We start from the raw sequence: 25,246 nt of genomic DNA on the forward strand, positions 1-25,246 counted from the left end.
TGGAAAAGAGAGCTTTGCAAGTAATCGGGCTTTACTGTAGCATGCTGAAATCAATTACCTTGGAGAGATCAAAATATGCTTATAGTTGACGAAAAAAAGTTAGCCGCACTTCTTGACGAGGTCAAGGTAATAGCCGTAATCGGCGCGGTGGATAAACCAGGACGCCCTGTTGACCGAGTCTGCCGTTATATGATTGATGCCGGCTATGAAATCATCCCCGTTCATCCCAAAAGGGAGAATGTCTGGGGACTTAAGACATACAAGTCCGTCAAAGATATCCCCGTTGCGGTTGATCTCGTTAACTTATTCAGGGCTTCCGAGTTCTGCGCGGACCACGCCAGAGAAGTACTGGAGCTTGAAACTCTGCCCAAATGTTTCTGGATGCAGCAAGATATTTTCAGCCCCGAAGCACGCGAACTGTTCTCCGGCAAAGACATCACCGTAATCGAAGACCGTTGCATAATGGTTGACCATAAAAATTTAGCAGGCAATAAATAATGAGCAAGGCTTTTGAATGCCAGATGTGCGGCCACTGCTGCCAAGGCGAAGGCGGTATCATCATGACCGCCAAGGACCGCAATCGTCTCGCCGATCACCTCGGCATTTCCGAACAGGAATTGATTGAAAAACACAGTGAAACCGTTAATGGAAAAATCCGCCTCCAGTCACGTGAGGACGGATTCTGTGTATTTTTCAATGAAGGCTGCGGAGTCCACCCGGGACGCCCGGACATCTGCCGTGCATGGCCCTTTTTCCGTGGCAATCTCATTGATGAGATGAGCTGGGAAATGATTCAGGATTACTGTCCCGGCGTGAACAAAGAAGCCGGACACGCTAAGTTTGTTGAAGAAGGCAAGGAATACATCCGCGCCGAAGGACTGCGCCAGCATGATCCTGATGTTGCACCCAACGCACTGATTACTGACGAAGATTAATTGCTGCTATGAATACAAGACAGGCACAGAGCATTTTAAAAGTCGGCCCCAATGCCAGCGAGGAGGACATTAAACGTTCTTTTCGCAAGCTGGCCTTCAGCATGCACCCGGACTTGAACCCCAGCCCTGATGCCGCTAAGAAATTCCGCGAACTTAATGAAGCGTACGTCTTTCTCAAAAACGTAGCCGGAAACACTGGAGCCGGAAAAGCTTCCGCGGAAAAACGTTCATACACCAGTCAAAAATCGAACTTCAATTCACATTCAGACCGCAAAACCGCCCGCGAAGGTGCCAATGCCTACCGGGCGCAGCAATCCAAGGCCAAAACCGAAGCCCGCAGCAACGGCACATCCAATGCCCAGCAAAGCCGCTACTTTTTCCAGAAGGAAGAAGATGTACTCAAGGATATCCTGAACGATCCTTTTGCGCGGCAGGTATTTGAAGACATCTACAGCCAGATCAGTAAGGACAAGCCTTTCAGCAAGCCTTCCGCCCCAATCAAGGAACGTAAATTAAACGTCAACTGGGGTGACAAAAGCACATCGGTTGATGTTTCCGCCGGACTCGGATCAGGAATCAAAAGCTGGTTCAAAGGACAGCTGGACGACGAACAGACTGTCTACTTCCCGGCTTCTGCCCTCCATCCCGGCCGAACCGTACGCATCACCCTACAGCAGGGCATCCGCAAGAAAAGCAAAACACTTGAAATTACCCTGCCCCGCGATTTCGTTATCGGACGCCCCATCCGCCTTAAAGGTCAGGGCCGCAAACTTGGTCCATTCAAAGGCGACCTGTATCTGCGTATAATGGCAAAGTAATCTTTTAGAGCACTCTCCTTTTCTTTTTTTGAAAAAAATATATTCCGGCTACATTTTCACTTGTTTTCCTTCGTTTTTTTGACTAGCTCCTATATATAGAACAGAACCGTTACATACTGCCGCCTTAAGGCAGCCGTTCTTTCGGATACATTTCTGCATCCGGGAAATATACCCTCATTAAAGTTACAGACTTCTGCGGTTCAATAAGTATTTAACAAACAGAAGGGGGCCCCTCTCATGCTGGCTATTCTTGACTACAAAGCCGGAAACCAAACCAGTGTACAGCGCGCGCTGAACAAACTGGGTATTCCAAACGAAATCACCAATGATAAGGAAGTGTTGTCCAAAGCAACAGGCATCATCTTCCCCGGTGTAGGAGCTGCCGGTCAGGCTATGGATGAACTAACATCCGGCGGACTGGATGAACTTCTTAAGGATCTGGTGCAGCAGAAAAAGCCGCTGCTCGGCATCTGTGTCGGCTGCCAGATACTGCTGGACTACAGCGAAGAAAACGACACTCAGGCTCTTTCCGTTATCCCCGGAGAATGCCGCCTTTTCAACCCCTCATGGGAAGATTACGAAGGCGTGCCCATCCGCGTTCCCCACATGGGCTGGAACCAGATTGAGCTGAAACAGGACTGTATCCTTTTCAAGGATATTGATCCTGATGCACATTTCTATTTTGTACACAGCTACTATCCGGCCCCCGAAGAAAAATTCATCATCGGTGAAACCATCTATGGCCGTCCCTTCTGCTCTCTGCACGGTCGTGAAGGACTCTGGGCAGTTCAATTCCACCCGGAAAAGAGCGGACGCCCCGGCCTGCAGCTGCTTTCCAATTTCTATGAATACTGCAAGGAGGTTTCCGATGCTTAGTAAAAGAGTCATCCCCTGCCTCGATGTAAGGAACGGAGTCCTCACCAAGGGCATTAAATTCAAAGGTAATGTTGACATCGGCGATCCAGTGGAAACCGCCCGTCTCTACTACGAGCAGGGTGCGGATGAAATCGTATTCTACGATATAACCGCATCTTCCGAAGGTCGCGGAATTTTCCTCGACGTGGTTGAACGCGTTGCTTCCGAAATCTTCATCCCCTTCTCCGTTGGCGGCGGCATTAACTCAGTTCAGGATATGCGCGACGTACTCCTCGCCGGAGCAGAAAAGGTTTCCGTCAACTCCGGTGCGGTCAAGAACCCCGATATCATCAGCGAAGGAGCCGCTGCATTCGGTTCCCAGTGCATAGTGCTCGGCATGGATGTAAAACGCGTTGAAAAATCTGAAAATATTCCTTCCGGTTTCGAGATCGTCATCAACGGCGGTCGCAAATACATGGGCATTGATGCCCTCGAATGGGCCAAGACCGGAGAATCTCTCGGTGCAGGTGAAATCTGCCTCAACTCAATTGATGCCGACGGCGTAAAAACAGGCTACGATCTTGAGCTGACCCGTCTGGTAGCCGAAAGCGTCCAGATTCCCGTTATCGCATCCGGTGGCGCAGGTAACCCGCAGCACATGGTAGAGGCCGTTACCGAAGGCCGCGCCACTGCCGCGCTTATCGCCTCCATCGTCCACTACGGCGATTACACCATCCCGCAACTCAAAGAATACATGGCTGCTCAGGGCGTACGCGTTCGCAATAGCTGGTAATTTTAAATAACTAACCTAAGTTTTGAAAAGAGGCGTTGATGGCAACATCAACGCCTCTTCACTTTCACTGTGCAAATGTATGAGGACAATCAGAATGTCTTGCTTTTTTATTACACTTCTAATAAAGGCCTTATCGGCTTTTTTTATACCGTGAAATCAGTTTCATATGACAAACAAAGTACTGTTCTATCCTTCTCCGCTAAGAGAAAGATCTTCTAACACCAACAATTTAATTCTGGAGAAACTAATGAGAAAAGCTATAGTCTTTACTTTACTTCTGGCTTTGGTTGCAGTGGCAACCCCAGCTTTCGCAACTTCCTCTATCCTAAAACAAGCTGCTGCCGTTTGTGATGCTTCGCTAAATTCCGGTGACGCCGCAGTTGTTAAACTTGGATTTGCTAAAAGCTCTGCAAAACCCCAAAATCCATTTGGCGAAAAAGTCTTCGAGAAAAAGTCTGATGGCCAGACACTGATAGTGACAACTGGTGAAAAATTCAGACAAGCATTTTGTGAATTGTATATCCCTAATGGAAGCGAGGAAGACTACCAGACTATTCGTGCTGAATTGATCAAACTGAATAAAACTGAAGGCACCAACTATGACAAGACTGTTCAAGGAAAACCTTATCGCGGTGAGATCTGGGGAGACACAGAAACAATGGACAATGGCAACACTTCTGATCTGAAACTTGGAGACACCAAACTTGGCTCCCTTTTCATTCAGTTTAGTGCTGTTAAATTCCGTCAGACTCAGGATCGCACAGGGATCATCATTGAAATGATGAAAAGATAAAAGACGAAAAAAAGCCCTTGCAGACTTTAATGCTCTGCAAGGGCGAATACAATTCCAGCTTTTTTCAAAAGTATTACAGAAGAAACTCAAAACACGAAAAGATGGAACAATTATCCAATCATCTCCGCCACCAGTTCAAGATACGGTTCGATCCCACACGGAACATCATCGGGCCACTCAAAAGCTTCTCCGCTATTCTCACTGGCCACTTTGCTGATCATTCCGGCCAATTTCATATAATCAGACGGATCGTCGATGATCTGCTCTTCGGGCAGGAAGTAGCTGCTACCATTATCGCGTGAACTGATTACCGGAATTCCGCAGGCCAGAGCCTCCAATACAGAATTGGAACAGGCATCATAAAATGAAGGAAGTACAAAAACATCTGAACGCCCGTAAAGTGCGGGCATATCTTCCACTTTACCTAAGAAACGTACCCTCTCGGCAACACCAAGTTCCTCAGCAAGCTTTATGTACTTGGAAGGATTACGCCCCCCGGCAATCTGCAGATGATAATTAACGGGAAGTTCAGCAAGGGCCTTAATCAGGAATGAAACACCCTTGAGAGCGAAGTTTGTTGTCGCGGTTGAGATAAGAACGTCATTATCGGATAGGGGAAATTCAGCGCGGGCAAGAGATCTTTCTTCCTGACTGAGCGGGCTGAACAGTGACAGATCCGGCTTGTTGTAAATAACATCAATTTTGCGCCCGCTAAGTGCAGGATGGGAATCCAACATCCAGTCGCGAACCCGGTGAGAAACACAAACCATGCGGCAATCCGATGCAGCCTGTTTGCGCTCTATGTATTTGATGATCATATTGACCAATGCGGTGCGGCGGCGAAACATCTTGAAAGAACGAGCAAAACCTGCCGGCCACGCTCGCTGTGAAAGTGCCCAGAAAGATTCCAGCGGGCCGCCACCGATGCGCAAAATATCCTGATTCAGAGACTTACCAAGACTGATGGTAAGATCATAATTACCCTTTTTGCACGCCTTTTCGGCAGCAATGACAAACCAGAGCAGTTTCCCGGCACGGCAAAATCCGTAACGACCTACTTTGACTATATTCACTCCCTGCGGAGGCTCATCCTCGGCGCGGGCACAGATAAAATCAACGGAATATCCGGCATCGGCAAGAGCTGCGCTCAAATTGTATCCAAAGCGCTCCACTCCGCCATAGCGGCTGAAACGAGGCAGAATTAAGGAAATTCTTTTCATGTTCATCTATAGGAAGTCCCTTGCGGGCTTTTATTTATATTGATACTCGCAAACCATATCCGGCAGCGATAAAGCCGCCTGAAATTACAAATTACGAGTTAAGTTCATAACAACGGACGGGGATGTTATTCGGAAACAACCGTCTTGCCAAGGAAAACGCTCACACAGGAGAAATAAGTGCCGTTTCTTACTCAACCGCTGGATATGAAGATTTTCATTCTGGCCAACCAGATATTCCGCAAAAACTGGATGGATGTAGTAATGCCGCTGCTTTCGTCCGCAGCCCTGCTCTGGTCTATCATAGCGCTGGTGACTATTTTCGGTGTCTGGAAAAAGGGAACAAAATTTCTGGTCATTATCCTGCTCATCTCCGCCACCATGGGGCTGGCTGATTTTTCAACCAATATAATAAAGAAATCCATCGGCAGAGTCCGTCCGCTGAACTCCATAGCCCTGACCTATTTTAAAGAAGACGGCCAATGGCAACGCAGACCGCTCGATTACCAGCAGACCAAAGAGCGCGGTAACTCCTACCCCTCAGCACACGCAGCAAACTCTATGGCCTTTGCGGTAATGCTCATGTTTTTCTTCCGCCAACTCCGCCCGTGGATGCTCTTCCTGCCCATCGGAGTCGGCTACTCGCGCCTCTATCTGGGCAAGCATTTCCCCACCGATATAATGGCCGGATGGGCCTTTGGGGCATGTGTGGCGATATCAGTCTGGCTGATCTGGAGCCACTGGTTGAAGTATAAATTACCGGAAAAATATAGGCCATAAAGCTAAAATCCCCCTCGGAAAATTCCAAGGGGGATTTCAATTGATCTGCTGCCAAAGTCTTTATGGAATCTAAGAGTCAATCATCAGGAACACCATTGATAGCTCTATAAAGAACATCCTTAACATTTTCTGGTGTACATTCACACCAACAATTTTGTTCTTTAAGCCATCCGTATCGCTTTCCTTGGAAACAAACATTATACCAAACATCGTCCTCACAATCTTTAAAATAGGCAATCTCACCTTGAGGACTATCAACTTTTTTAATTACCTCGTCTGCTGGAATTTCCCATCCATTATCGTAAAAGCGGTGCAAAGCTTCATCATATAATGAAAGGGATGTTGGTATCTTATCCTGTCCAACGCAAGAATTTATCAAATGCTTACAAAGCCTACGTGGATCATCTTGCGAAAATCCAGCTCTACATTTTTTCCAATCAGAGCAACTACAAGAAAGCTGGACAGGATCAACATAATACGTTTTTCCTGACGAACTGGAAAAGACCTTGACTGCACCAGAAAGTATTTTTTTAAACTTAAATTTTCTGAAACAGCATAAAACAGCAAGCCCAAGTGAGAGCAGTAAAGCAGTATTCATAACCACCCTTCTTTTGTTTTATTGTATAAATAATAACATTTTTAATACAGTTATCAAGACGATAAATAAAAAAAAGACTTGAACCATAAGGATCAAGTCTTTTTTATTTGGAGGATGGGGTGATGAAAAATTACCGGACTGACTAAAAAAGTTGTTACCCACAAGACAATTTACAATAAAATTTTCAGCCAGTCCGGTTAGAAATCTTTGTCCGGGATTCCCGGGGATGCATGGAATCCCGGACACATGGGAAGGAAGGAGTTTTCAACTAGATTCCCGGAACCGGAAACCTTGAACAGAAAGATTCAATTTCTGACCGGGTGGTGGCGGCCAGATTCTTATCTTCAGGATTTTGGAGGATGGTGGTGATCCAGCCCGCCAGTTTGACCATATCGGCCTCTTTCATGCCGCGGGAAGTGGCGGCGGGAGTGCCGATCCTGATACCGCTAGGCTTCAGGGGCGGATTGGGATCATCGGGGATGATCTGCTTATTGGTGGTGATAGCAACCTCGTCGAGCAGCTCTTCGGCAACTTTGCCGTTAATGCCGTAGCTCTTCTCAGTATCGAGCACCATCATATGGTTGTCAGTTCCTCCGGTGACAAGGGATGCACCGGATTTGAGCAGCTCATCTGCGAGTGTTTTGGCGTTAACAAGCACCTGCTTGCCGTATTCCTTGAATTCGGGCTCAAGTGCTTTTTTAAGAGTGACCGCAATACCGGCAATGGTATTCATATGCGGTCCACCCTGCAGACCGGGGAAGACAGCCTTATCGATCTTGGGCGCAAATTCCTTCTTGCAAAGAATCATTCCGCCACGGGGACCGCGCAGGGATTTGTGTGAGGTGGAAGTGACGACATCAAAGCCGAAGTCAAAGGGGTTACGGATGACATCGGATGCAATGAGTCCGCCGTAGTGCGAAGCATCGGTCATAGTAATGGCCCCTACTTCGTCGGCAATTTTCTTGAAAGCAGCGTAATCCAGATCGCGGGGGTACGAAGTGTAACCGCAAAGGATCATTTTAGGCTTGTGTTCAAGGGCGGTTTTGCGAAGCTCGTCAAAATCTATGCTGCCGTCAACCGGATCGGTTTTGTAGCGGATGAAATTGAAAAGCTTGCCCATGAAGGAAACCGGGGCACCGTGAGTGAGGTGTCCGCCATGGGAGAGATCCATGGCCAGAATGGTATCGCCGGGTTCAAGGAGGCCGAGGTATACAGCCTGGTTCATGGGAGAACCGGAAAGAGGCTGCACATTGGCATGTTCACAGCGGAAGACCTGCTTCGCTCTTTCGCGGGCAATATCTTCGATGGTATCGGTAAATTCCTGACCGCCGTAGTAACGTCTGCCGGGATAACCTTCGGAGTATTTGTTAGTAAAAACACTGCCGAGGGTACAGAGTACTTCAGGGTAGGTATAATTTTCAGAAGGGATCAGTTCAATACCGGCTCTCTGGCGGGATTCCTCGCCGGAAAGAGCATTGAAAATGTCAGGATCATTTGCTTGGAGAAGATTTCGATATTGCTGCATGGGCACTCCTTATGATTCACCTCGTGGAGAGGTAAGGATGCACGTCTTGAAAAAGACGAGGCCCAGGCGAGCGGCTGGTAAAATAAATTCCGTGTTTCCCTGTGGTTAATTCCACATTACATCGCCAGTTGCACGGAATGTGTATTCAAAAAGCTGGTCTATAACTAGCAACAGATTTCAGCTCTGTAAACAAGTTTTTCAAACTAAGCTTAAATTTCCGGTTCACCAAGTTTGTAGCGGATGCGCAGAACTCCATCTTCAAAGCTATGCGATACCATCTTGAACTCACCTATTTCATTGGAATTTTCAACATGTTCGCCAATACAGGGGCAAGCATCAAAATCGCCGATATTTACGACTCTAACTTCGGTCACACCTTCAGGAAGACGGGTAAGGTTGAAGCGTTCATCGGCCTCTTTAAGACTGATCATCTGTTCAGTCACTTCCAGATTGGATGAAATAGCATCATTAACGCCCTGCTCGACTTCGCCAGCTTCAGCGTCAGTCAGACCGCGCTCGAAATTGTAATCACACTTGGATTTCTTCTTGTTGATATGCGCACTGAAACAACGGTCACAATCAAATTTCCGCACCATCACCTGATTCAAAATATGCTCCGCAGAATGCATGCGGGGCTGGTAATGCTTTGCCATGCCAGAGTGCTCCTTTTTTGCTTGAATAATTGCTTTTGCAACAACGTATTCCAATTGGGCGGGGATCACAAGTTTGAGCAAACAGCTACCCCCACCCCAATGCAGCCTCCTCAAGCAACCTCATGAATTCGGCCATTGCCGGGGAAATCCACTTATCCTTGTGATGGAGAATCTGGACCCGGATAGGATCAAGGGATTTCCATGGGGTTGCCTTGAGTCTGCCATCATCCAATTCTTTACGAACCACAATTTCCGGCAGAAAGGACACCCCGATATTGCAAAGCAGATATTGCTTGATAACTTCCACGCTAGCGGTCTCGATGATGTTGTCAGCCCTGATATCTTTATCAACCAGCAGTTGCTGGAATATCAGACGGTAACTGCAGCCGGTTTCCGTATAGAGCACCGCGTGCGCCGGGGAATTGATCAACTCGTCAGCAGGATATTCGCGCGGCAGGACCACACACATTGGTTCATCAAAGAGCGGTTTGCAGATCAGTTCATCTTCTTCCGACACACGGTCCAGCAAAACGGCCATATCAAGAGAGCCATCCCGCAACTGCCCACGCATAACCGAACAAATCAGATTGTGCATGATCAGTTCTACCTTGGGATACATGGATTTATATTTCTGCAGAACCGGGGAAAGACGATAAAGCATGGTTGATTCCGGTGCACCGATACGTAATTGCCCCGCAGGTTCTCCCACTTCGTTTTTCAATCCGCAAAGATCATCATATCCAGCCAGCAAGGGCAAAACCCTGCGGTAAAGCCGCTCCCCGAAAGAGTTCAGGACCACCCGTTTACCCAGCCGATCAAAAACTGGCCGGCCGTAGTAATCTTCAATCACCCGCACGTGGGACGTGATTGAAGACTGTGCATAATTGAGCATTTGAGCGGCCTTGATAAAACTGCCCTGCTCCACAATTTCTTTGAATGAAAGCAAATGCCGGATTTCCATGCTATCCTCCTGATTTCACTCTTATCTGTTTTAATGAACATTTCAATCTGAATATTCAGTTTCTCAGATAACAAATAACTTGCTAAGCTCTGCGCATTAAATTCAGGAAGGTGTAGAAATGGAAAATAAACAAATGGGCCCCCTTCAACTGGGCGGTTTACTGGCCGGGGCAGTTCTCGGTTCGGGGGTAATTCTGCTGCCGCCCATGGCGGAGGCAAAACTTGGAGAATGGTCAGTTACCGCGTGGCTGATAATCATGGCACTGGGCGCAATCTTTGCTTCACTTTTCGCAAGGCTGGCCATTGCCTACCCCGGTTCTGAAGGTGTTCCCATTGCCGTCCGTAAAGCATTCGGCAAGAAGGCAGGACAGCTGGCTTCAAACTATATAATTTGTGCCGTCTGCTTTGGTCCTGTTGCAGTCATGATGACCGCAGCAAATTCCATCGCCCATACTTTCAACCTACCCGCAGCTCAGCTTTCAAGCAGTGCCGCAATCATGGTGCTCATATGCGCTTCCATTTTGTTACGCAGGATAACCTTTGTGAGCACCATCTCGCTCATTGCCAGCATTGCCATCGGGTTAGTTATAATCGGTGGAAGTTTCACCACCATCAATTTCAACCCGATAAACCCGATACCGGTAAATACGCCGGATATTCCGGCACTCGGCTCTACCTTGCTGCTTCTTTTCTGGGCCATCATCGGCTGGGAGATAATTGGCAATTACTCCATGGAAGTGCGCAACCCTAAACGTACAATTCCACTGGCAACCTTTCTCGGAGTAAGCACTGTCAGCGTAGTATATCTACTGACAGGCTGGGCCATGCATTCGATTAGAGAAAGCGAACATGGCGCCTTAAACGTTGCCCAAATTGTAAAACCGTTACTGGGCAGTTATGCAAACTTAACGGTCATGCTGGTTACCTGCGCATTGTGCATCTGCACCTACCTGATGATCATCGGCGGGGTTTCCCGGCTTATCGCAAAACTCGCTGCCAAAGGTAAACTGCCAGCCATTCTGGCAAAGACCAACGCTAACAATGCACCGTCAGCGGCAATACTGATCATGTGCGGCATACACATGGTAAACCTGCTTCTGCTGCAAACCGGAGTACTCTCCCTTGAAGAACTGGTTTCGTTTGCCAATGTATTCTTCCTCACCAATTCTTTAATCGCCGTAGGAGCAGCCCTGAAAATATTCAAATCCCTCGCCGTACGCATATCCTGTATCATCCTTTGCATCGGCTTCAGTGCCCTGCTGGCTTTTTCCTCCATCTGGCCGCTGCTGACACTTGCCGCAGTAAGTGTAGTCACGTTAGTTCACAGACAAATTCAACCAATTACTTTCGCCGAAAAATAAAAAAGCCGGAACCGCAATCCAATAAGGATCAAGGTTCCGGCTATACTTTTTAACTTCTGTAATTCTTAAAAGAATCTACGCTTCACAAATCCGACAAAACCAAGCCCGCCGAGCATCAGTAATGCAGCACCCGGGATAGGGGTCGGAGCAGTATTTGAAATGTTAGTTACCTTCAAATCGATAACATTAATCTGACTGTAAGACCAATTATCACCTGCATTGTAAGCAGATTCATATATCTGCTGCACTACAGACCCTACAGTAAGGTCTGCAAAATTGTCTCCCCAACCATTCATATACACTTTTGATTTTTCGTTTCCTGTATACGCTGAATAACCATAGCCCTTATTCTCTAAATATCCATTAGCAGTAGAGCCATAACCATTCAATGTACCGGAATACAAAGAGGTATAATAGGAATTTTTTACAGTCTTGGTTTGACCATTACCAATGGTTCTATAACCGGCCCGGTCTGTATCAATTTCAATGACATACTTTACAGTATCGCCGATGGATATCCCGGCTGCACTGGCCAGTCCTCCGCCATCACTTACGGATCCAACTGTACCTTCAAGGGTATAATAATATGATGCAAAAGCCTGTGCCGGCAAAACCAACATAGCCAGCAAGACCAATATACTTAAAATCTTCTTCATGAGGTTACCTCCACCTATTTTCCCTGATATGAGAAATATCCCGAATTAAAATTTCAGTCAAGAAATCCAGATTATCCCACAGTCGCCTTCAATTGAAGCTAACAGCCCAACAATTTTAATCTTAATATATGCAAGAATAAACACATATAAAAAATATTCATTTCCCGAACAAAAACAAGTGTCCTCTGTCGAAAAAACGACAGAAAACATTTGAAACTAGCAAACCCGGTGCCAAAGCAAAAAGGGAAAAAAATTCCCGGCTGGATAACCCCAGCCGGGAATTCGCAGAAAGTACCAACTAATAGCTATATAAATTAAATCTGAAACTCTCCAGATTTATAGATGACCACTTCACTGCCATCCTTCAATTTAGCATAAACTGTTTTATCTTGAGTATTTACAAGATCCCAATGAAGTGCGGAAGTGTTGTAACCAAGTTCCTCTTTCATCTGCTCATTAAGCTCGGCCTGATCCCCGGCATAGGTGTCAGCATACGAAGAACCAACTGCAACGTGGCAGTTTCCGAACTCTCCGCCGTAGTTTTCATCATAGAGGGTATTAGCCATAAATTTGTCAATGCGGGAGAAACGGCGATCAGTAAGGGAGAATTCTCCGAGACGGGCAGCTCCTTCGTCCATTGCCAACTGTTTTTTGACAAACTCCTCACCTTCCTTGGCACTGATTTCCTTGGCAACACCATCTTCAAAGACAAGGCGGACACCTTCAACATAATTTCCGGAACGGTAGGAAGGCTGGTCAGCATAGTAAACCCCGGAGGTTCCACGCCAGTCAGGAGAGATAAAAAGCTCAAAGCTAGGAATATTGTGACCTGAAACACCGATCCACTGACGCAGTTCGCCATGCTTAACGGTCAGGTCCATATCATCGGTAACAACACGGTAGGATTCAATACCCAGACTGTTCAACCAATTTTTGACTTCGGAAGCCTTATCGAAAACACCCTTCCAGCAGGCAGCGGGATCTTCTTCGTCAAGATAGCAGGCCTTCACGATCTGATCGGTGAATTCCTTAATGGTAAGTCCCGCAGATTCAGCAAGAGCCCTTGTGGGATAGGAACAAAGAGTCCAGCCCAACTCGCCTTTCTGCTCCCGTTTTTCCATAATATCGCGCAGGAATTTGCGGGCCACCGCACATTTACCCATGCGGGAAGGCTCTACTCCTGCCAAATGGGTCAGTGAAGAAGGAGCCAGAAGTACGATCAAACCGTTAAGACCTTCTGTGAATTCCACCTCACCGGGAGCAATATACTCAAGTTGATCATCATTGCCGTCACCGTAAAAACTTTTCTCCATTGCCGGGGTAAGGGTCATCCTCGGTACAGGATTGAGGCCCTCGGCAATAAGACGCTTGAAAACTGCTTCCGCAAGAGGCAGGGCTTCAGCTTCATAGCGAACCATGATCAGATCACCCTTCTCATAAGGTTTGGTGCGTGCGGTAGTCAGTCCCCACCACAAGGCATCTACATATTTATCCAGCTGTTCTTCGGTCAGCATAAAAACTCCTAAAATTATAACATCTATTATTGAGAGATAAAGTCACTTATTAATTCAATGTCCAACCAATGTCATCCTCTATAAAGAAGTTAAGCAGGGGCACTGAACTGAAAATCATAATCTCTGCTTGAAAATCTTAATCTTGATAATTAAGATGTTTCTTGTACTTTTTAGTACCTGCCTTCTTGACATGCGGAAGGCTTGTGGCTATCCACATTTCAATAGCCCTGAGTCGGGGGTAAAAGCTGGAATTAATCCGGCTCAATCCTAATTGTAAAAAGACTGCGTAGCCTGTAGGCATATGTGCGCAGGCTACCAGAGGCTAAAAAATCAATCTTTTTGGAGGGTAACTCTATGAGCTACGTTATCACTATTGATACTGACAAATGTAACGGCGACGGCGAATGCGTTGATGTATGTCCTACCGAAGTTTACGAACTTCAGGACGGCAAAGCAGTAGCTGTTAACGAAGACGAATGCCTCGGTTGTGAATCCTGTATCGAAGTTTGCGAACAGGACGCTATCACCATCGAAGAGCAGTAAAAAATTCTTCATTAACGAAGTTTCAAAGGCGGGAATCAGGGTTAGCCCAGATTCCCGCCTGCTCTTTAATTAACGGTCAGCGAATTTAATATCGTTCAGTGGACCAGTCTGCCGGAGCCGGATTTCTTTTTCTTCTCCCCTCTTCATTTCTTTTTTATGCGCCATCCCCGGCATGCAGGCAGTGCCGATTGAACCGTCATGCGGGACCGGTTCTACAAAATCAGTAATTATTTTCACGCAAACAATTGACTGCTGAACAATAATACTTAGCTTATATGAGTTTGCGCGGTTTATTCCGCCAAGGCTCTGAACATATTTTTTTTACGGAGGTTTTGCTTTGGAGTTCAAAGAAATTTTTCAAAAATACGAAGCTCTTGTCGCTGAAGTAGACAAGACTTTCAATAAAATATCCGAACAGACTGAAGACGGCATAAAATGCGCCAAAGGTTGCAGTGACTGTTGTCACGCTCTCTTCGATCTGACTCTTGTGGAAGCGATCTACATCAACCGCAAGTTCAATGAAACTTATAGCGGCATGGAACGTTCCGAGATCATGCAGGAAGCGGATAAAGCGGACCGCCTGATCCACAAGATCAAAAGAAGGGCTTTCAAAGCCAGCCAGTCCGGAGCCTCCACAACAGAAATCCTCAAGGAAATTTCTCTCGCTCGGGTCAAATGCCCCTGCCTGAAGGAGAACAATCTCTGTGCCCTCTATAATTACAGGCCGCTGACCTGCCGCATTTACGGTGTTCCCATGAATATCGGCGGACAGGCTCACTCCTGCCAGAAATCAGGTTTCACTGCGGGTAAATCCTACCCCACCATCAACATGGACACATTACAGTCCAAGCTGATGCAGCTGAGCGAAGAACTGGCTGCTTCCATTAACTCTTCCCTGAAAGAGCTCCCGGAAGTACTGGTTCCCCTCTCAATGGCACTGGTAACCGACTACACCCCGGAATACCTCGGCGCCAACACAGGAGACAAGGTAGAAGAACCTGCTCCTGCTGCCGAGCCTTCCGAAGCATGCGGAACCTGTGACAAAGACAAGTCCGCATGTGCCAGCTGCAACTACTCTGTTGAACTCGGCGCAATGCCCGAGAATTAGAATACAGGAGATAAAAGTGGGCACCCTTACTCTGGAAGAAATAGAAGAACAAAAACGATACATGTACGACAAACTTTCGCCACGCAGGCGCAAATTTGTAGACAAAATCGGTTACGACGAATGGGACCCTTTTGCGAAACCTTTCGACCCCATTGACCTGCGTCAGGATGTTACCGGAAGAACTTCACAGCAACTCTGTGAAGAGTTCATCAAAGACGTCCATGTAAGCCGCAACTCGGAATACGCGCAGGCCGCGGCCGAATTCGGGGTAATGCTGGTCATGAACTTTGAAAAAGTTCGCCCCATTTATGACTTTTGCGTCTGGTACGAAGAACTGCTGAGAAAAGAAGGTAAAAAAGCTTAGCCTTCGCCAAAAAATCGGCAGCAGACCAATAACGACAAAACTTTGTAATATAAGAGGTTTATCCCATGCAAAAATTTGATAATATTGATGATTACATCGCGGACCTGAAAAAGAAAAAAGAAGCCAGCCCCACATGTAGTAACACCCGCTACAACCTCGGTGTTGCCTACCTGTCCAAAAGGGACTTCATGGAAGCTGAGCGTGAATTCCTCGTAGCAATCGACGAATCCCCCAAAATGGCTGAAGCATATGTTCAGCTTGGCGGTATCGCAATGCAGCGCGGCGACCTTGAAGGATGCCTGCGCTACAACATCACCGCTACCCAGCAGCGTCCTTTCTTCGCTGTACCCTGGGGTAACATCGGCTACGTATACATGGAACAGGGCGAAACTGATAAAGCTATCAAGGCCCTGAAACGCGCCATCAAATACGATCCCAACTTCGTACAGGCTCTCTCCACCCTCGGTGCTGCCTACTTTAACGAAGGCGAACTGGATGACTGCATCGAAGTCTGCGAGAAAGCTCTCAAGCTGGCTGACAACTTCGGTCCTGCATGGAACAACCTCGCCCTCTGTTACACTGAAAAAGAAGACTACAAAAAAGCAATTGAATGCGTAGACAAAGCAATTGAAACCGGCTTTGACGTATCCGAAGACTTCCTCAAAGAACTTGAAGAGCACCGCTAATACGCTTCCCGCTAATTCATAATGTAAAAAAAGTCCCCCGGTCCCAATTGGATCGGGGGACTTTTTTTAACGAATATAATTTTCCTCCAAACATCTTTTTCAGACTGTAAGCCTCTCGTAATTTATGCGCTTCTGGTTTATATTGCTTTCAAATAGAAAACTATTTTCAATTCTGACCCCATTGTCACATGAGACTCCCCACATGACAAACACCTCAAAGAGCGAACGAGAACTAATCGCCCCCTGCGGCCTGGACTGTTCACGCTGTGTAGGCTGCACTGCCGGAACAGTTTCCAGCCATGCCCAAACAATTAAAAAAACTCTTGGAGACAACTTCCACACCTATGCAGAGAGACTCAGCGGTTTCAACCCCGCAATGAAAAATTACCCCCAATTTCGTGAACTGCTTGAATCATTAAGCTCACCACACTGCGATGGCTGTCGTTCTAAGAACAGAACCTGCCTTCCTCAGTGCAACGTTTCCGAATGTATAAAGGAGCACAGCTGTGAATTCTGTTTTGAATGCAGCAGTTTTCCAGATTGCGGCAAAACCGGACTACCTGAAACACTACTTCAAAGATGGCAGGATAATAACAATTTCATGAAACAGCACGGAGTGGACAAATTCATAAAAACTCAAGGCTCTAAACCACGATACCCATAACGACTGACCCGGACAGCATATGTACGACCCTACCATTCTGCTCAACTTTGGCGGAACAATCTGCTTTCTGATCGCCATATTGCACATCGTGATAATTATTGTAGGCCCAAAGGCTTACCGCTACTTCGGTGCCGGGGAAGATCTGGCGTCACTCGCTGAGAAGCACTCACCGATCCCCCCTCTTCTTACCGCATTCATTGCGACAGTGCTTGCCGTGTTCGGACTATACGCTTTTTCAGGAGCAGGAGAATTTGCCAGAATGCCGATGCTCGGCCCGGTGCTGATAACAATCGGGAGTATTTTCTGCATCCGGGGACTTGCACTGCCTGTCCAGCTTTTCAATCTGCTCAAAAATCCACACAAAACAGAAACAAAAGAAATTTTCTTTTCCATCATAGCGCTGCTGACCGGAATATGCCTGCTTTACGGAACAGTATTGAACCGGGATTTCATTTTTATGTCATAAAATACCGCCTACTTATTTTTTATATCCTCCAGCCCGCCCCAATTATTACCAAAAGAATGCCTATATCTGCCGAGAATTATAGACAAAGGGAGATGCATGCTGTTAATTATCGAGAAATGCTCCCTGCTCACAAGCAGGTTACAATCAGCTTAAAAACATCTGTTAACTGTTGTTTTTTTATATTTCTTTGATATTCTTTATCGGCATTCAAAATACGGAGGATTAAATGGCTCTTAGCAAACTGGCAGGACAACTGGCTCCTGCAAACATTCTGGAAAACATACCGAGACTAGTTTCAGCGTACTATACCGTAAAACCTGATCCTTCCCTTGATTCCCATCTTGTTGCCTTCGGAACCTCCGGGCATAGAGGTTCTGCCCTTGACGGCTCATTCAACGAAGCCCACATTTTCGCAATTGCACAAGCCATCTGCGAATACAGGAAAGCAAAAGGCTACACAGGTCCGCTCTTCATGGGCAAGGATCCGCATGCCCTTTCCGAACCGGCTCAAATTTCTGCCCTTGAAGTATTTGCTGCAAACGGTGTTACCGTACAGCTCAATGACAAGGGGTTCACTCCCACTCCCGCAATCTCCCATGCAATTCTGTCCTATAACAAGGGCAGAAAAGACGGCTTTGCTGACGGAGTGGTAATTACCCCATCACACAACCCCCCGCGTGATGGCGGCTTCAAGTACAACCCGCCCAGCGGCGGACCTGCAGGGACCGCAGCAACCAGCACCATCCAGAACAGGGCCAATGAAATCCTGAAGAACGGACTCAAGGATGTAAAACGCATTCCCTTCAGCCAAGCCATAAAAGCTGACACCACTAAAGAGTTCGATTTCATTACACCCTACGTTGAAGATCTGGAAAACATTGTAGACATGCAGGCTATTGCGTCCGCAGGGCTCAGCATCGGTGTAGACCCCCTCGGTGGAGCAGCCATTGATTTCTGGGATCCAATTGCAGAAAGATACGGCCTGAATATCAATGTGGTTAACAAAAAGCTCGACCCCTCATACTCCTTTATGCATGTGGATAAGGACGGCAAAATCCGTATGGATTGCTCTTCGCCTTACGCCATGGCAGGTCTTATCGAGCTGAAATACCAGTATGATATTTCTTTTGCCAATGACCCGGACACAGACAGGCACGGCATTGTCACCAAGAGCCGAGGCCTGATGAACCCGAACCATTATCTGTCCGTTGCCATTGAATACCTCTACAAGCACAGGCCGCAGTGGAGCGAAAAACTTACCGTCGGTAAAACCCTTGTTTCCAGCTCCATGATCAACAGGGTTGCTGAATCCATCAACCGTCCACTCATGGAAGTTCCGGTCGGTTTCAAATGGTTCGTTGAACCGTTGCTGGACGGAACCTGTGGTTTCGGCGGAGAAGAAAGCGCAGGCGCATCATTCCTTCGCAAAGACGGAACCGTGTGGACTACCGACAAAGACGGTATCATCATGAACCTGCTGGCAGCTGAGATTACCGCCATTACCGAGCAGGACCCCGGTGAGCACTATACATCCCTTGAAAAGAGATTCGGCCATCCGGTGTACAAGCGCATCGACACCCCGGCTACCGAGGAACAAAAAAAAGCTTTCAGCATTCTTACCCCGGACATGGTTAAAGCCAAAACACTTGCCGGAGAAACAATTGAAGAGCGCCTCACCGCTGCCCCCGGTAACGGAGAAGCCATCGGCGGCCTTAAGATTGTGACCGAAAACGGATGGTTCGCCGCCCGTCCCTCCGGAACTGAATCAATTTACAAAATATATGCTGAATCCTTCAAGGGACTGGCTCATCTCGTAGCCATTCAAGAAGAAGCGGCCAGCATAGTAAATGCTGCTTTTGAAGTCGCATTGAAATAATTCAGAGTTCACATGACAATAAAAATGGCGGAGGGCTTTAAGCTCCCCGCCATTTTTTTTTATTGTTGAAAATAATTTATTCTAATCAGTCAATTCGTCACACACTCTGGTTGCCTCGGCCTCAAATCTGGCAAGACATTCTTCAACCGCTTGGGCATCCTCATTAAGCAGGGCTTTTTCAAGCTGCACCGCAGCATCCCTTGCGCGCGGGGCACATATTGCTGCACAACTGCTCTTCAAGGTATGAACTATTCTCTTCGCGACGGAAATCTTGTTACTCTCGCGTGCTTCCTTAAATTTCAGAATATCACCGGACACGTCACTCATGAACATTGAACACAACTCATTGTACAGAGAGCTGTCCCCCTGATACATGGCATTAGCTTTCTCAGGATCAATTACCTTTGATTCCGTCGGAACTGATTCCGGAGCAACTACAGGAACACCGGAAGTCTCATTCATCGTCCGGAGAATCACTTCCCGCAAATCCACGTATTGCACAGGCTTGGCAATATAGTCATTCATGCCTGCTCTGGCACACTTTTCCTTGACCCCGGCCATGGCATGGGCGGACATAGCAATAATCGGAACATTCCGGACAGAATCTCCCGCTTTCCCCCTGCGGATACTCATAGATGCACTGAAGCCGTCCATCTCAGGCATTTCCAAATCCATCAGCACAAGGTCGACATCAAGTCCGGAAAGCATGCTTACCGCTTCCAGACCATTTGAAGCAACTTCTACAGAATGCCCCATCTTCTCCAGCAGGCTTGTGGCGACAAGAACATTGATTGGATTATCCTCAACCAGAAGTATTGAATATTCAGCCGCTACCGCAGAAAAATCCTGAACCCAGTCAGCACTATTCTCAGCAACAAATTTCCGGGAATCACCATACTTAAGGACAACATGAAAGGAGAAGACACTACCGAAACCTTCAGAACTCTTTACCCCGATCCGGCCGCCCATCATCTCAACCAGCTCCCGGGAAATTGCAAGCCCCAGTCCTGTTCCACCGAATTTGCGGGTGGTTGAGTCGTCCGCCTGACGGAAACTCTCAAACACAATATTCTGCTTCTCATCAGGGATTCCAATCCCGGTATCACGAACGGAAACCAGAATAACGGCTTCGCTTAGCTCTTTGCGATCCTCAAGTTTGCTGACCTGCACAAAAACGCCGCCATTTTCGGTGAATTTAATGGAGTTGCCGATAAGGTTATACAAAATCTGCTTCAACCTGACCTGATCACCACAGACAGCTTCAGGGACATCAGCATCAACTTCTATACTCAAAGCTAATCCCTTATCCCGGGCCTGCTGTTGCATACTCCTAACAACATCCTGCATGGCCTCGCTCAAACTGAAATCAGACTCTTCCAGCGTAAGCATACGGGCCTCAACCTTGGAGAGATCAAGAATATCATTAATCAGGGTCAGCAGCTGATCTGCGGAAATTTTAACCAGCTCGAGATTTTCAGTCTGTTTTGATGAAAGTTCAGAGCGTAAAGTCAGGTCAGTCAGGCCGATTATGGCATTAAGGGGCGTACGAATCTCATGACTCATAGATGCGAGGAAACGGGATTTGAAACGGTTGGCCTTTTCAGCTGCATCGCGAGCTTTGATTAGCTCCCGCTCCATCTCCTTTCTCTCAGTGATCTCGATAAAAGAAGCTACCGCACCACCGGATTCACCCTGCATGGGGGTAACTTCCAGCAGGTACCAGCAAGAATCACCATCCAGCTCAAAAGAATATTCGTAGGAGAATTTACTGTTCTTTCCTTCTACAACGGAACGGACGCCGTCTACCAATTCGTTCATGGAACCGCGCAGGCAACCGGAAGCGAATACAGCATCCTTGAAATCAATTCCATCCAGAGCTTCTTCGCTTATACCGGGTAAAAAGATATCCCGCCATGAATCATTGGCAGCGATAACCTTCATATCAGTATCCAGCACGGCAATTTTAGCTGACATGGAAGCCAGCACAGAACTAAGCTGTTCCTCACGGGCGAGCAGCTTACGGTTAGCCACATCAAGTTGTCTGGATTGCAGAAGAGTATTTTCATATGTTGCAAGCAGCAAATGGAAGACCTGACTGAAATCAGCCTTCAGGACATGCTTGTCTCCCTGAAACTCAAAATCCACTTCCTGTACAGTGGAACTCTCAGCATCAAAATATTTATTTTTAAGAACAGACTCAATGCGTGAGATCAAAAAACCTTCATCATAAGGTTTAGTTACGAAGTTGGTAGCCCCGCTTTTGAGTCCTTTGATAATATCTCCGGGCTCGGAAAGACTGGTCAGCAAAATGACTGGAACGTCCTTATAGCGTGAGCTCTTCCTGATCTTTTCACACAGCTCATAGCCATCCATCCCGGGCATAACGACATCACTGATAACCAGATCGACGTCCTTGTCCTCCAAAAGCTGAAGGGCATTCTCTCCATTGGATACAAGGGAGACCTTGAACCCTTTCTCAAATAAAATATATTCCAGCTTAACCGCCTGAGTCAGGCTGTCTTCCACGACCAGAATATGATTGCTTCCCACTATTTATCCTCCAGCAATCCCAAAAAAATCCTGCAGAGCTCTCCCCCGATATTATCTAGCGACAGAACTGAAACCGCACCACCTATCTTCACCGCTTCTCCAGGCATACCAAAAACAATTGAGCTCTCTTTATCTTGAGCGACAGTGTAGCCGCCATTGCGCCTTATCTCAAGTAGTCCGTCAGCACCATCCTTGCCCATTCCGGTCAATAACACCCCGACAGCAGAACGCCCTATATTACGGGCTACGGAATTGAAAAGAATAGAGGCAGAAGGCTTGATACCGTTAACCTTGGGCGCGTCAGTAAGAACAATACGCCTATTGGACGAGACTTCCATATGCACACCTTCAGGTGCGAAATAAACCACTCCAGGCTTCAATGCGTCATTATGAGCAGCCACCCTGATATCATGCCCGGTATGGTTTTTAAGCCAGTTAACCATTCCTTCGGTAAAACCTTCAGACATATGCTGAACAATCAGTATGGGAACAGGAAAGCCTTGTGGCAATGACATAAGAATCTGTTTTATGGCCTGCGGACCGCCTGTGGAAGCACCAATACAGACAACTGTTCCCCTGCCGGAAAAGGCTTCAGATCGGACTGGATACTCTGACGGAGTAACCGAATCATTAATGGCCTTACTGCTGAACCGGGTCTTACGGCGAACAACTTTAACTTCTGACATCAAGCGGGCTGATATAATAATTTCCTGCATCTGCTCTTCGAAGTTTTCATCTTTCAATGCAGGCTTGTTATGAAAAGCAAGTGCCCCGGTATCAATAAGGCGAAAACCGATTTCAGCATCCGAGGCCCGGTATATGGCACTGACGATTACAATGGGGACCGGGTTTTCTTCCATAATCATTCTAGTGACCCGGAAGCCATCACAGTCAGGAAGGTTTACATCCATCGTGACCACATCCGGTTTCAACTCCCGGACCATACGCAAAGCAGAGTAGCCGTCTTCGGCACAGCCGACCACCTCAAAATCCTGCTCACGTTTAAACATCTCTACAAACAAAGTCCGCACAGATGCTGAGTCGTCCACGATCAAAACCTTAATCACTTCACCACTCCAATTGACTACTTACTTAACTCCAACATTTGGAGCTATCATTTACACCCTAACTATCAGGCACGCAAAATCAGCCCATCAATAACATAAATAAGAGCACCACTTATTCGCAGCTAAAACTAATATCACCCTGCTAACCGCCCGATTACTCCCAACAAATTACCCTGATCAAAATTGGACTTGATAATGTATGCATCAGCACCGGCATCAACTCCACGCTCCCGGTCCTCAGCCGAACCAAGTGAAGTAACAAGGATGATGGGCAGATTTGCACTATTGCCCATTTGCCGAACTTTTGCAGTCAGGGTAAAACCGTCCATCTGCGGCATCTCAACATCTGAAACCAGTACATCAGGTAATGAGGATTCTATTTTTTGCAAGGCATCAAGACCGTTAACAGCTGTGATTACGTTATAACCGGCGGCTTCCAGAACATTCTTGAGCAACATGCGCGAGGTAATGGAGTCTTCAGCCACAAGCACCGTCTTGCGCTCCTGAACTCCCTGCCTGTGAACAACGGATCGAACCTGACCAGTTGCGTGTATTCCCATCGCGGTACGAACCATATCCGGAGTATGGAGAATGGGCACAAGCTCTCCTGAGCCTAGCATGGAAAAGCCTGAGACATTGCGTACTCTTTTAAGTAGGGGGCCCATACTCTTAGCCATCACATCCTGCTCGCCTGCCAATTTCTCAACACTTATGGCTACAGACTTACTGCCTTTTCCTACAATCAGAACAGGAAAAGACTGGCTTTGATTAGTCTGGCTTCCAAGCTCAAGAATATCTGCAAGGCCGACCAAAGGATACGGCCTGCCAAAAACAAAAACAGTCTCCTTGCCGCCTGTGTTAATAATATCGTCCTGCCGGACCAGCATGACCTTGCGCACCCCTGATTTTGGTACCACAAAGCTTTTTTCGCCGGCCCCTACGACTATCCCCCGGAACGATGTCAGGGCTACAGGAATATTCAGAATCACCCTGAAACCTTTACCCGCAGGACTGGCGAGCACTACACTGCCGCCAAGCGATTCCACCTTGTCGCGTACAATCGCCATGCCCAATCCACGCCCGGAAATATCAGTTATAATCTCACTGGTGGACATACCGGAAACAAAAACAAGATCCAATGCAGCACGGCGGTCCAGTCTCTTAGCTTCGTCGGCTGAGATGAGCCCCTGACTTACTGCTACCGCCTTCAAACGCTGCAGATCAATTCCCCGGCCATCATCACCGTAGACGATCTTGACCACGTCTCGATCTGTCTGGGTAATGGAAAAGAATATCCTGCCCACAGGGTCCTTGCCTGCAGCTTTTCTGCCTTCACTGCTCTCGATGCCGTGATCAACGGAGTTGCGCATCATATGCATAAGAGGATCGTGCAGCATTTCAAGAATTCTGCGGTCAATACGCACATTTTCGCCACTGCTCTCCATCCTGCATTCCTTGCCCTGCTCCATACTCAAAGTACGGACCATGCGGGGGAATACATCCAGTAAGGAAGAAAAGGGAAGCAGCATGGAGTTTTTAAAATCACCAAGAAGTGAATCAATCTTTGAAGTTAAATCACGCTCTGCACGGCGGGTTGAAATTTCCAGCGCATTAAATCGTCTGGAAAGCTCATCCAGCTTTTTATCCATAAAAGCACTCAACTTCATCTCTTCTTCAGAAAAGAAATCAGTCCGCCTATCCTGAGAATCATTGAAAAAAAGCTTGAATTCACGCAGGAGAGTATCCATTTCCGAGATATCCTGTACTCTGCTGCGCTGAGAATTACGGGAAGAAATCAACTCTTCTGTCTGCAAAAGAAGACCGGTAAGAAAGGATGAGCTTATCCTGACAGTATCACCCATGGAAGTCGGACTGGAAGCACTTTCCTGTCTTTGCTGATCAAGAGGTTCAACACTTTCCTCAGGCTCATTGATATCGGCAGTGCTATCTGCGTCGGTACTGTTTGCTTTTTCGAATGCTCCGAAATCTTTTTTGTCTACATAAGGTTCTTTTTCAGAATCCCGCCCCCCGCCTTCCGCTTCAATCTGCTGCGGGGACTCAGCCAATTCCTTCATGCGGACAATAGCCAGCTGCACCTGCGGCGACACCTTGAAATCACGGGAATCATCTTCATCACGAAGCATATCCTCAAGCAGGTCCAGCCAACCCAGCATAACAGAACAAATCTTGCCGGAAGGAGTCAGTCCATATTTTTTAAGCACTGCAAAAAAGGACTCAAAAGCCTGGCAAAATTCCTCAACCTTTCCAAGCCCGACAGCTCGTGCCGCACCCTTCAGGCTATGCAGTTCACGGTAAGAAGACTCGATCACTGCTGAAAGATCTTCTTTTCCGCAGCCTTTTTCCAATCTCATAAAATCATTGGAAAGGACCCGCATGCGATCAGCGCTTTCCCCCCTGAACGCGGCTAAAAGCCTTTGCTTGAGATCACCGTCAATCATACCCA

General features: G+C 47.2%; 26 protein-coding genes and 1 riboswitch. Of the genes, 15 read left to right on the top strand and 11 right to left on the bottom strand.

Annotated features, from left to right (window positions below; translation table 11 throughout):
* The first annotated feature begins 75 nt into the window (after window positions 1-75).
* From ACKU40_RS09030 to ACKU40_RS09055, 6 genes are all read left to right on the top strand, one after another.
* Window positions 76-498 (top strand): CoA-binding protein, encoded by a 423-nt coding sequence (locus tag ACKU40_RS09030; protein WP_320176188.1) that lies wholly within the window; start codon window positions 76-78, stop codon window positions 496-498.
* Entirely contained in the window at window positions 498-935 is a 438-nt protein-coding gene (locus ACKU40_RS09035) for a YkgJ family cysteine cluster protein (RefSeq protein WP_320176189.1), read from the top strand. Before ACKU40_RS09030 ends, ACKU40_RS09035 begins: the two co-directional genes overlap by 1 nt.
* Before the next feature lie 8 nt (window positions 936-943).
* On the top strand, window positions 944-1,753 hold the full coding sequence (locus ACKU40_RS09040; protein ID WP_320176190.1) for a DnaJ domain-containing protein: 810 nt from the start codon (window positions 944-946) through the stop codon (window positions 1,751-1,753).
* Window positions 1,754-1,990: 237 nt separating this feature from the next.
* Window positions 1,991-2,629 (top strand): imidazole glycerol phosphate synthase subunit HisH, encoded by a 639-nt coding sequence (gene hisH / locus ACKU40_RS09045; RefSeq protein ID WP_320176191.1) that lies wholly within the window; start codon window positions 1,991-1,993, stop codon window positions 2,627-2,629.
* On the top strand, window positions 2,622-3,401 hold the full coding sequence (hisF, locus tag ACKU40_RS09050) for an imidazole glycerol phosphate synthase subunit HisF (protein ID WP_320176192.1): 780 nt from the start codon (window positions 2,622-2,624) through the stop codon (window positions 3,399-3,401). Before hisH ends, hisF begins: the two co-directional genes overlap by 8 nt.
* 247 nt (window positions 3,402-3,648) lie before the next feature.
* Window positions 3,649-4,194, top strand: coding sequence for a hypothetical protein (locus tag ACKU40_RS09055; protein ID WP_320176193.1), 546 nt, complete (start codon window positions 3,649-3,651; stop codon window positions 4,192-4,194).
* 110 nt (window positions 4,195-4,304) lie between these two features.
* Here ACKU40_RS09055 and ACKU40_RS09060 read toward each other — a convergent pair whose 3' ends face one another.
* Window positions 4,305-5,420: a glycosyltransferase family 4 protein gene (locus ACKU40_RS09060; RefSeq protein WP_320176194.1), complete on the bottom strand. Its 1,116-nt coding sequence runs from the start codon at window positions 5,418-5,420 to the stop codon at window positions 4,305-4,307.
* A 171-nt stretch (window positions 5,421-5,591) separates the two neighbouring features.
* Here ACKU40_RS09060 and ACKU40_RS09065 point away from each other — a divergent pair, with 171 nt between their 5' ends.
* A complete protein-coding gene (locus tag ACKU40_RS09065) occupies window positions 5,592-6,191 on the top strand; it encodes a phosphatase PAP2 family protein (RefSeq protein ID WP_320176195.1) in 600 nt (199 codons plus the stop codon).
* A 76-nt stretch (window positions 6,192-6,267) separates the two neighbouring features.
* On the opposite strand, the gene ACKU40_RS09070 is transcribed toward ACKU40_RS09065, so the two are convergent.
* The 4 genes from ACKU40_RS09070 to ACKU40_RS09085 form a co-directional block, all read right to left on the bottom strand.
* Entirely contained in the window at window positions 6,268-6,789 is a 522-nt protein-coding gene (locus ACKU40_RS09070) for a hypothetical protein (protein WP_320176196.1), read from the bottom strand.
* A 268-nt stretch (window positions 6,790-7,057) separates the two neighbouring features.
* On the bottom strand, window positions 7,058-8,314 hold the full coding sequence (glyA, locus tag ACKU40_RS09075; RefSeq protein WP_320176197.1) for a serine hydroxymethyltransferase: 1,257 nt from the start codon (window positions 8,312-8,314) through the stop codon (window positions 7,058-7,060).
* A gap of 53 nt (window positions 8,315-8,367) precedes the next feature.
* Window positions 8,368-8,456: riboswitch (ZMP/ZTP riboswitch) on the bottom strand.
* A 67-nt stretch (window positions 8,457-8,523) separates the two neighbouring features.
* Window positions 8,524-8,967, bottom strand: a complete 444-nt coding sequence (locus ACKU40_RS09080; RefSeq protein ID WP_320176198.1) for a hypothetical protein — start codon at window positions 8,965-8,967, stop codon at window positions 8,524-8,526.
* Window positions 8,968-9,052: 85 nt separating this feature from the next.
* Entirely contained in the window at window positions 9,053-9,928 is an 876-nt protein-coding gene (locus ACKU40_RS09085) for a LysR family transcriptional regulator (protein ID WP_320176199.1), read from the bottom strand.
* 118 nt (window positions 9,929-10,046) lie between these two features.
* Between ACKU40_RS09085 and ACKU40_RS09090 the strand changes: the two genes are divergently transcribed.
* The gene (locus ACKU40_RS09090) at window positions 10,047-11,288 is read left to right on the top strand and encodes an amino acid permease (RefSeq protein WP_320176200.1); all 1,242 of its coding nucleotides are present in this window, start codon (window positions 10,047-10,049) and stop codon (window positions 11,286-11,288) included.
* 65 nt (window positions 11,289-11,353) lie between these two features.
* Here the strand turns inward: ACKU40_RS09090 and ACKU40_RS09095 are convergent, their stop codons facing one another.
* Both ACKU40_RS09095 and ACKU40_RS09100 read right to left on the bottom strand, forming a co-directional pair.
* Complete coding sequence (locus ACKU40_RS09095) at window positions 11,354-11,944, bottom strand: hypothetical protein (RefSeq protein ID WP_320176201.1); 591 nt, start codon at window positions 11,942-11,944, stop codon at window positions 11,354-11,356.
* 314 nt (window positions 11,945-12,258) lie between these two features.
* Window positions 12,259-13,458: an aminopeptidase gene (locus ACKU40_RS09100; protein ID WP_320176202.1), complete on the bottom strand. Its 1,200-nt coding sequence runs from the start codon at window positions 13,456-13,458 to the stop codon at window positions 12,259-12,261.
* 354 nt (window positions 13,459-13,812) lie between these two features.
* Between ACKU40_RS09100 and ACKU40_RS09105 the strand changes: the two genes are divergently transcribed.
* Window positions 13,813-14,001, top strand: a complete 189-nt coding sequence (locus ACKU40_RS09105; RefSeq protein WP_319780348.1) for a ferredoxin — start codon at window positions 13,813-13,815, stop codon at window positions 13,999-14,001.
* A gap of 69 nt (window positions 14,002-14,070) precedes the next feature.
* Here ACKU40_RS09105 and ACKU40_RS09110 read toward each other — a convergent pair whose 3' ends face one another.
* The gene (locus ACKU40_RS09110; RefSeq protein WP_320176203.1) at window positions 14,071-14,238 is read right to left on the bottom strand and encodes a hypothetical protein; all 168 of its coding nucleotides are present in this window, start codon (window positions 14,236-14,238) and stop codon (window positions 14,071-14,073) included.
* 100 nt (window positions 14,239-14,338) lie between these two features.
* On the opposite strand from ACKU40_RS09110, the gene ACKU40_RS09115 reads away from it, so the two are divergent.
* From ACKU40_RS09115 to pgm, 6 genes are all read left to right on the top strand, one after another.
* Window positions 14,339-15,109 carry a YkgJ family cysteine cluster protein gene (locus tag ACKU40_RS09115; RefSeq protein WP_320176204.1) on the top strand — a complete coding sequence of 257 codons (771 nt, stop codon included), beginning with the start codon at window positions 14,339-14,341 and terminating at the stop codon, window positions 15,107-15,109.
* A gap of 61 nt (window positions 15,110-15,170) precedes the next feature.
* Entirely contained in the window at window positions 15,171-15,473 is a 303-nt protein-coding gene (locus ACKU40_RS09120; protein ID WP_407944333.1) for a hypothetical protein, read from the top strand.
* Between the two features lie 65 nt (window positions 15,474-15,538).
* On the top strand, window positions 15,539-16,159 hold the full coding sequence (locus ACKU40_RS09125; RefSeq protein ID WP_320176206.1) for a tetratricopeptide repeat protein: 621 nt from the start codon (window positions 15,539-15,541) through the stop codon (window positions 16,157-16,159).
* 202 nt (window positions 16,160-16,361) lie between these two features.
* A complete protein-coding gene (locus ACKU40_RS09130; RefSeq protein ID WP_407944326.1) occupies window positions 16,362-16,823 on the top strand; it encodes a DUF3795 domain-containing protein in 462 nt (153 codons plus the stop codon).
* Window positions 16,824-16,842: 19 nt separating this feature from the next.
* A complete protein-coding gene (locus ACKU40_RS09135) occupies window positions 16,843-17,289 on the top strand; it encodes a hypothetical protein (protein ID WP_320176207.1) in 447 nt (148 codons plus the stop codon).
* Window positions 17,290-17,515: 226 nt separating this feature from the next.
* Window positions 17,516-19,165, top strand: coding sequence for a phosphoglucomutase (alpha-D-glucose-1,6-bisphosphate-dependent) (gene pgm / locus ACKU40_RS09140; RefSeq protein WP_320176208.1), 1,650 nt, complete (start codon window positions 17,516-17,518; stop codon window positions 19,163-19,165).
* An 81-nt stretch (window positions 19,166-19,246) separates the two neighbouring features.
* On the opposite strand, the gene ACKU40_RS09145 is transcribed toward pgm, so the two are convergent.
* The 3 genes from ACKU40_RS09145 to ACKU40_RS09155 all read right to left on the bottom strand — a co-directional run bounded on the left by ACKU40_RS09145 (window position 19,247) and on the right by ACKU40_RS09155 (window position 25,241).
* Window positions 19,247-21,715, bottom strand: a complete 2,469-nt coding sequence (locus ACKU40_RS09145) for a response regulator (RefSeq protein ID WP_320176209.1) — start codon at window positions 21,713-21,715, stop codon at window positions 19,247-19,249.
* On the bottom strand, window positions 21,715-22,782 hold the full coding sequence (gene cheB / locus ACKU40_RS09150) for a chemotaxis-specific protein-glutamate methyltransferase CheB (protein ID WP_320176210.1): 1,068 nt from the start codon (window positions 22,780-22,782) through the stop codon (window positions 21,715-21,717). Before cheB ends, ACKU40_RS09145 begins: the two co-directional genes overlap by 1 nt.
* A 134-nt stretch (window positions 22,783-22,916) precedes the next feature.
* Window positions 22,917-25,241: a response regulator gene (locus ACKU40_RS09155; protein ID WP_320176211.1), complete on the bottom strand. Its 2,325-nt coding sequence runs from the start codon at window positions 25,239-25,241 to the stop codon at window positions 22,917-22,919.
* Window positions 25,242-25,246 lie beyond the last annotated feature (5 nt).

It is taken from the genome of Maridesulfovibrio sp., assembly GCF_963666665.1.
In the GTDB taxonomy this organism is placed as follows: Bacteria; Desulfobacterota; Desulfovibrionia; order Desulfovibrionales; family Desulfovibrionaceae; genus Maridesulfovibrio.